Annotated in this window: 1 protein-coding gene and 1 pseudogene; both read left to right on the forward strand. The window is 73.6% G+C overall.

The genetic code is table 11. From position 1 onward, the window contains the following. Positions 1 to 618: 618 nt before the first annotated feature. Positions 619 to 1,281, forward strand: coding sequence for a response regulator transcription factor (locus FOE67_RS23560; protein WP_182666854.1), 663 nt, complete (start codon positions 619 to 621; stop codon positions 1,279 to 1,281). Between the two features lie 199 nt (positions 1,282 to 1,480). After that, a pseudogene (locus FOE67_RS23565) lies at positions 1,481 to 2,149 on the forward strand (ribonuclease D); the annotation flags it as partial.

The raw sequence follows: 2,149 nt of genomic DNA on the forward strand, positions 1-2,149 counted from the left end.
CGCCTGCCCGCCTGCCCGCCTGCCCGCCCGGACGACCGCGGGGGCGCCGGCACCGGTTCCGGTGCCGCCGTTCCCGGGACTCCCGGTCGCGGCGCGACGGGAAAGCTTTTCCCGGAACGGGACATCGCTTTTCCGAACCGCCGCATCTCTCCATTGATTTGTCGATTTGGCATTGTGTCGTCGCGTTGTTGTGTTGTCGGGTGGGCGGTGCGCTTTCCCCCTCCGGGGCGGTTCGAAAGCGGGGCCCGTTCGCGGGGGTTCGGGATTTCCCGGGCGACCCGCGGGGTGCGGCCGGTCCCCGGGCCCCGCCGGGCCCGGCGGGAGACGCGGTCGGTGCGCCGTGCGGGCAGGCGGGCACGCCGGGAGCGCGCGGGAGTCGTCGGTGTTCACGACATCGCGCCGGCCTGATCCGGGGGTGAAGGGGCATCATGCACCGGGGACCACCGAAACGGGTGTCACGCGCTGGGGCGCGTCCCGGAAATCACCGGTTCGTGATCTTTTCCTCAAGGCCACCCGGCTTTCTGCCGAAGCATTCTGTGAGCCATCGATCCGGACGTGTCCGGATTACCCGACTCCCCCGAGTCGGTTCCGTCCCCACCCCACTCCCCGGGAGGCCCGGTGTCCGTTCTTCTCGAGCACCCAACCAGCCTGGTCACCTACCGCCCGAACAAGCCGACGGCCATGGTCGTCGTCGCCGACCCCCGCGTCCGCTCGACCGTGACCCGCCACCTGTGGGCACTGGGCGTCCGCGACGTGATCGAGGCCTCCTCGATCGCCGAGGCCCGACCCCGCATCGCCAACCCGCGCGACATCTGCGTGGCCGAGGTGCACCTGCCCGACGGTTCGGGCCTGAACCTGTTGTCGGAGACCAGGTCGGCGGGGTGGCCCAACGGCCTGGCCCTGTCGGCCGCCGACGACATCGGCGCGGTCCGCACCGCGCTGGCCGGCGGCGTGAAGGGCTACGTCGTCACCGGCACCCGCAACAGCCTGGCCGCCACCATCCGGCACGGTGCCGCACCGCTGGGGGCCGCCGCCCTGCGGATGCACCGCCGTCAGCCGGGCCAGCAGGGCCACTCCGGTGGGTACCGGGAACTGTCCGGTCGGGAGGTGGAGGTGCTGCGCCTGGTCGCGGAGGGACAGTCCAACAAGGCGATCGGCGTCTCGATGGGACTGTCCGCGCTGACGGTCAAGAGCCACCTGGCGCGGATCGCCCGGAAGCTGGGCACCGGCGACCGGGCAGGGATGGTGGCGGTGGCCCTGCGCACCGGCATCATCCACTGAACTCCCCGCACGCCCCCGCGGGCTCCCCGCGACCGCGGGGGCGCACCGGGTCGGTCTCCCGGGCACCGACCACGGTCGGGGGTGGCGGGGTCCCGCCGCCCCCGACCGTTTCCCGCGCACCGGCCCGGGCCCGATGACTGCGCAGAGCAACACGTTGTGCATCGTGCGCACACAGTTACCCTTGTCATACCCTTGACAGGTGACCGAAGCCCAGCAGACCGCCGCCGCGCCCGTTCCACCTCCTCCCTCCGCGGGGGGACCGACCGGCCCGGCGCCGATTCCCCTGCTGAGCCCCCGGGAGGGCGTCCCCCCGGTGACCGCCGACGCCGGGGCGTTGGCGGAGCGGATCGAGGCGTTCGCCTCCGGCGCCGGCCCCGTGGCCGTGGACGCCGAGCGGGCCTCCGGTTACCGGTACGGTCAGCGCGCCTATCTGGTCCAGTTGCGGCGCGCGGGCGCGGGTACCGCCCTGATCGACCCCGTGGCCTGCCCCGACCTCTCCGCCCTGGGTGAGGCGCTGGCCCCCCACGAGTGGGTGCTGCACGCCGCCGGGCAGGACCTGCCGTGCCTGCGCGAGGCCGGGATGGTGCCGGTGCGGCTCTTCGACACCGAGCTGGCCGGTCGGCTGGCCGGTTTCGCCCGGGTGGGATTGGGGGTGATGGTGGAGACCGTCCTCGGCTACAGCCTGGAGAAGGGGCACTCGGCCGCCGACTGGTCCACCCGCCCGCTGCCCGAACCCTGGCTGCGATACGCGGCGCTGGACGTGGAGCTGCTGGTGGAGCTGCGCGACGCGCTGGAGGAGGAGCTGCGCGAGCAGGGCAAGCTGGGGTGGGCGATGGAGGAGTTCGCGGCGATCGCGGCGGCCCCGCCC

The sequence above is a fragment of the Streptomyces calidiresistens genome, assembly GCF_014141525.1.
GTDB lineage: Bacteria > Actinomycetota > Actinomycetes > Streptomycetales > Streptomycetaceae > Streptomyces > Streptomyces calidiresistens.